Consider the following 5158-nt stretch of genomic DNA (forward strand, 5'->3'; position numbering starts at 1 on the left):
ATTGGGTGGACTTGTACGATAGCCTCAAAGAGAAAAAGTAAGTCCAATCATCTTGTTCGCGTAAACAATTCGCGAACACTATTTTCTTTGTTTTACCCTCTATTTCTCCTTAACCGAGCAGTATTGCGAGTCTTTCTACTCCAGTGGAGTGCAATCACCAGGAAGATGAAGAATTGAAACAAGCTTCTGAGAAAATTAGCTTGTTAGGTGATTGTGACTGGTTATCGTTGAGCATCCAATACTATCCTGATAAGGTAATCGGTCATGCTGGTTGCTACACTTCGCAGAAGCCTCAGCTATTAACCCCACTTGCTGAATGGGATTTCACCCTGCCGAAGTGGAATATGCCTGCTGCCATCTGTCCAGATTGTGGTGGACATGGGTGCGGTAACTGTGGGTATCGCGGTACTCGTGCAGAAGACTTGTGTACGTCAGTGGACGGCTACCGACTAACGTATGTAGGACGCACCGACCTCCAGACGGCTCAGGGCAAACGCATCTAAATATAGTACATAAATACTAACAGAGAGATAAAGGCAGCGATCGCTGATGGTATGGAGGTTGAGCAATGAGGCTTTGATGGTAAAGTCATTGTAAAAGTAGCAATATTACCCTAGTTTGCGTGAAGCTCAAGCCCAAAATCACAATTGCTGACCATTTTGCTGTGATGTCAGACCCACGAATAGATCGTACAAAGCGACATAAATTGATAGATATTTTAACAATAGCCATCTGTGCAGTAGTTACCCTAAAAAAGAATCAAGGTCATCTGTATGATGAAATAGAAAAATTATTTAAAGCAGGAGTAAGCATAGGGTTTCAAGATTTTAAACATAGCACATACAAAACAGAAGAACATGGGCATGGTCGTCATGAAATCCGCCACTATGCGATGTTATCAGGAATTCAATCTCGGCTTGACCCAGATTCGCTTTGGTCAAACTTTAATAGTATTGGGATGGTAGAATCCGTCCGGCAAGTAGATGGTAAAACAACAGTGGAGACTCGCTATTTTATTAGTAGTCTTGAGTCAAATGCCAAACAATTTGCTAATTCTGTTCGCAGTCATTGGGGGATAGAGAACTCATTGCATTGGGTATTGGATGTTGCTTTAAAAGAAGATGAATGCCGGATTAGCAAAGATAATGCTCCACAGAACTTTGCCGTATTGCGGCAAATTGCCGTCAATCTTTTAGGTAAAGAGAAGTGTGTGAAACGAGGAATCAAAAATAAACAGTTCCTCGCGGCGATGGATAATAACTATTTACTAAGAGTTTTAACATTAGCTTAAAATAGTACATTAGAACTAGAGTTTCATATTTGAAATGAAAGGTTTATTCTTTAGATAAATATACGCCTTATGTATCTGATAACTGGATTATTTTACTATTAATAAATAGTCATTCAGTTGAAGATAAGCTCATCCACATTTCGAGAAAATATCTGATTTGCTTTGCTTATCATCTCCTGAATTTTTACAATTATCTATATCATTTTGAAATCTTTCTTAGTTTTTATTAGTAAATAAGATGCGTTCGCCCTGGCTAATACGTGCTGTTCACCTATTCATAACTAATCACAGATGACTATTACAATTGTTCGCCCCAGCCTCGAAAATCTGCAATCATTTTCTGACTTGTTTAACCTGGAAAAACTTTTGCAATCTGAGGGAGTTCTGCCGTGGCTCTTAGCAAATGGCTGGAACTACGACGATGAATCTTGTTTGATTGCAAATATTATCGATGAGTCTACAAGCCTGGATCAAGTTTGGGAATCAGACGAGTTTGACTTTAAGGCTCTGCCTGATGAATTGAAGGAAAAACTCAATCAAATCTTTGAGCATTTCTATCTGTAATATTTGTCACTCTCATTAACTCAATTTGGTCAAGTTAACCCACCGATTTCAACAACTAAACGTACTTCTGGGAGCGCTTCTAGGTTATCTAAGCCTATTAAAAAAAGGTTGCTGCTTGACGAAAAAAGAATCAGATTATACGTGAAAAACTCTAGAGTCAGATTTAATCAGCCTGACTGTAGAGAAAAATCGATTCCACGATAAATTATGGCACACTTCACTGCTACTGAGATGGAATTAAATTTGATTAAGGTTTACGATACAACGCTATTAAGCTCATCGAAAGTTTACCAAATCAACGGTACGCTTTCTCGATACTTGGGTGATGAAGGTACTATCCAACATCCACAGTATCTATTTGTACCTCTGCCAAATCAAAGAAAAAAAGCCAGCTTTCGACTAAATCGAAACAAACTTATGACTCGTTGTTATGAAGTCGAAGGCATGGTTTATCAAAAGCCTGTGGTACAGGATAATTTGCAGCAACTTCAACTATTTTGAGTTATGTCAATACATAAACCACCAGTCATTAAAAGACATATTCGGCTACAAAATAGCTCTACAAAAGTAATCTATAGAGCTACTACAGACATTCGCTCTCTTGAGAAATCACCACAAAGAAAGCTTCGCTTAATCGAAAGTGAAAAATAATGATTGAGGTCAATAATCATGGTACAAGCAATCGACAACCCTATCGCTGCGAATTTCCTGACTGATGCAGTAGTCGAGCGCCACAATTTCTCACAGTTAAATAAAACCCGCATTAGATTTCGTATCCAGTTGAAGAAAAGTACAAAGTCTGCCGCTCCCAAATGGGCAGATGTACTAAAAGCTGAAGTTTCTGAAATAGAATCAGACCTCGTTAAAGTCACAAATTCCGAAGTCGGTTTGCGGGGTATCAAGGTATTCAAGAAGTTGGATGAAGCTGCTGCCCAATTGAGGCAAGAGATTGCTTCAGTTCAAGAGTGGATGTCTGCTGATACTGGTGATTGGGTTTGTCCGATTGATTTAGCTCCACTCGTTTGGAATCAGCTAATCAATATCAGAGATAATATCGCCCCTGGTTTACGCAATCAATTAAAAGCTGATTACGAAGCGGGACTTGTAGATTACCAGGAACGGATTGACCAGTTCCTCTCACTTAACACTTGGGAATTAGCACAGGATAAGCAAGAGTCAGTCAAAGCCAACTTGTTAAGAGCATTTCCGACTCTGACTGACCTTGAAGATTATTTGCAAGTCATTATTGGTCGTCCGGTGATTATCCCTGCCCTCTCTGAACAACTCGACCATAAACAAGCCGAATGCTTAGACCAAATCACAAGGTTCATCCAGCAGTATGACCAAAATCTGGAGCAAAGGCTACGGGAATCTGCGATCGCTGGCGGTGAACAACTGGCAGCACAGTTGCTAGAAGAGTTGGCTGATTGGGAACCGGGACGGAAGCCCATACAGTTTAAAAAGAAGATGCAACGCCATCTGATGAAGGTTCAAGTGCTACTGGCAAACGCTGACCCGGAGGCTGGCAGCAGCTTGGAAGCGATGATGGCGTACTTAGATTCTATCGTTAACGATCCAGCGATTGAGTCCAAAAATCTTGCCAGTGATGGGCGCAGTCAATTACAGCAAAAGATAGATTCTATCCGCACCAAATTGTTAGATGAACAACGCAATCTACAATCACTTGCGGCTGACGACGTGGGCTTATCGAAAGCTACCGTGATGTCGTTTAAGTTTCGGTAAAAAACAGTCTTGGGCGAGGGTGTATTTGCTCAAGACTAACTAATGAATTGGAAATGTGGTGTTCACCTCTGGGGTGTTCACCTCAAAAAGGATATCTCACTTCTACTATTTCTCAAACCAGTTTTACAACTAAGGAGATAACTTGTGTCGCATTTCTCAACAGTCAAAACCAAATTAAGCAATCACGAGTGTTTGGTGCAAGCTCTCACGGATCTAAACCTATCACCACAAGTACATGAAACAGCACAATCACTAAAAGGATACTACGGTGGCTCTCAAGGTCAAACTGCTGAAATTATCGTATCTGGTCGCACCATAAAAACCCGTGCAGATATCGGATTCAAGTGGAACATCTCAAGCGGCGTGTACGAGGTAATACACGATAGTTATGAAACAGTTCCTAAGCTAGGACAAGACTTTTTCAGTAATAAACTAATGCTGGCTTATGGTAAGCATCTGGTTCGTGTCAAAGCTGCCGAGTTACAAGAAAAATTTGGTGAATGTGCGATCGCTGAAGAAACCAACGGGAGCGTGCAAACTCTACGGCTGACTTTTGCCGGACATCAAGAAGTTAAACAATTTGCACGGAGATAAATTATGGAACGTTCAGTTTTGATTCATTTCGACAGCGCTACAGGTGAAGTTCGAGTCGAAGCGGAGGGATTCGAGGGGCTGAGTTGTTTATCGGCTACGCAACCGTTTGAGGAGGCACTTGGGGTTGTGGAGGGCGATCGCATCTATAAAGAAGAATCAGCACCACAACTTCGGACTACGAACAGCAGCCAAACACGTTTGCGTCAGTAATCAGTCATCAGTTACCAGTCTTAACTTGGCTGGTAACTGCTGATCATAAAGGCTTCGCCATTTCATAAGTGAAATATTTGAATAATTGACATGAAACTCTCAAATCTTCTCTCCACACTCGATTCACAAATATCCATTGCTGCGGTTGATGTTCTGTCGCCCGATGAAGCGACAATTATTCAGTGGTTAACTACAGAAGCTAACAACAAGCTATCAAGTCCAGTGTTCTTCTGGAACCTCGGTGTGTCCAGTCTAGAACAGTGCCTGATTGCGTCGGATGGTGGTTTAATATTTAAGCCAGTTGCAGAGTACAAAAGACCTCCACAGGCTGATCCACTACTATTTGTATTTGACTACATTGCTAACTTTAGTGCTGATGGAGTTTTTATCTTAGGTGATATTCACTCGTTTATTGGGAAGAATTCGCCTTCGCTATCTTGGGAGGTTGTTAGCAAGGTAAAAAATCTCTACCATCGCCTCAAGCCGACTGATAAACGCATTGTGCTGCTGGGTCAAAACATTCAATTACACGAGTCACTTGTACGCTTAATCCCTTACTGCGAAATCCCTCTGCCAGGAGTTGAGCAAATACTACTTCATATCAATTCTTATTTGCATGACCTACAACAGTCGTAATCGATCACGGGGCGATCGCAGACTAAAAGCCAATAGATGTCAATGAGTGAAGAAACTAGGGGAATTAGTCTAAGAGAGTTCACTCTATTTGATAAAAGTAAATAAACGGGTATGGCTTCG

General features: G+C 41.1%; 6 protein-coding genes and 3 pseudogenes. All 9 read left to right on the top strand.

Annotated elements, in window-relative coordinates; all coding sequences use genetic code 11:
* Positions 1-143 precede the first annotated feature (143 nt).
* On the top strand, positions 144-503 hold the full coding sequence (locus LC608_RS36090) for a hypothetical protein (RefSeq protein ID WP_229558090.1): 360 nt from the start codon (positions 144-146) through the stop codon (positions 501-503).
* A 161-nt stretch (positions 504-664) separates the two neighbouring features.
* Positions 665-736, top strand: a pseudogene (locus LC608_RS37960) (hypothetical protein); the annotation flags it as partial.
* A 3-nt stretch (positions 737-739) separates the two neighbouring features.
* Positions 740-1291: pseudogene (locus LC608_RS36095) on the top strand (ISAs1 family transposase); the annotation flags it as partial.
* Positions 1292-1582: 291 nt separating this feature from the next.
* The gene (locus LC608_RS36100; RefSeq protein WP_229558092.1) at positions 1583-1855 is read left to right on the top strand and encodes a hypothetical protein; all 273 of its coding nucleotides are present in this window, start codon (positions 1583-1585) and stop codon (positions 1853-1855) included.
* A gap of 207 nt (positions 1856-2062) precedes the next feature.
* Positions 2063-2356, top strand: a complete 294-nt coding sequence (locus LC608_RS36105) for a hypothetical protein (protein ID WP_374108501.1) — start codon at positions 2063-2065, stop codon at positions 2354-2356.
* A gap of 168 nt (positions 2357-2524) precedes the next feature.
* Positions 2525-3598 (top strand): hypothetical protein, encoded by a 1074-nt coding sequence (locus LC608_RS36110; RefSeq protein ID WP_229558093.1) that lies wholly within the window; start codon positions 2525-2527, stop codon positions 3596-3598.
* A gap of 144 nt (positions 3599-3742) precedes the next feature.
* Positions 3743-4192 (top strand): DUF1257 domain-containing protein, encoded by a 450-nt coding sequence (locus LC608_RS36115; RefSeq protein WP_229558094.1) that lies wholly within the window; start codon positions 3743-3745, stop codon positions 4190-4192.
* Between the two features lie 3 nt (positions 4193-4195).
* Positions 4196-4402, top strand: a complete 207-nt coding sequence (locus LC608_RS36120; RefSeq protein ID WP_229558095.1) for a DUF2997 domain-containing protein — start codon at positions 4196-4198, stop codon at positions 4400-4402.
* A gap of 90 nt (positions 4403-4492) precedes the next feature.
* A pseudogene (locus tag LC608_RS36125) lies at positions 4493-5035 on the top strand (ATPase); the annotation flags it as partial.
* Positions 5036-5158: the final 123 nt, after the last annotated feature.

It is taken from the genome of Nostoc sp. XA010, assembly GCF_020829625.1.
Taxonomy (GTDB): Bacteria; Cyanobacteriota; Cyanobacteriia; order Cyanobacteriales; family Nostocaceae; genus Nostoc.

Excerpts from the sequence above, each read along its gene's own strand:
- LC608_RS36110 (WP_229558093.1), top strand. The coding sequence starts at position 2,525 with ATGGTACAAGCAATCGACAACCCTATCGCTGCGAATTTCCTGACTGAT.
- LC608_RS36120 (WP_229558095.1), top strand. The coding sequence starts at position 4,196 with ATGGAACGTTCAGTTTTGATTCATTTCGACAGCGCTACAGGTGAAGTT.
- LC608_RS36105 (WP_374108501.1), top strand. The coding sequence starts at position 2,063 with ATGGCACACTTCACTGCTACTGAGATGGAATTAAATTTGATTAAGGTT.
- LC608_RS36100 (WP_229558092.1), top strand. The coding sequence starts at position 1,583 with ATGACTATTACAATTGTTCGCCCCAGCCTCGAAAATCTGCAATCATTT.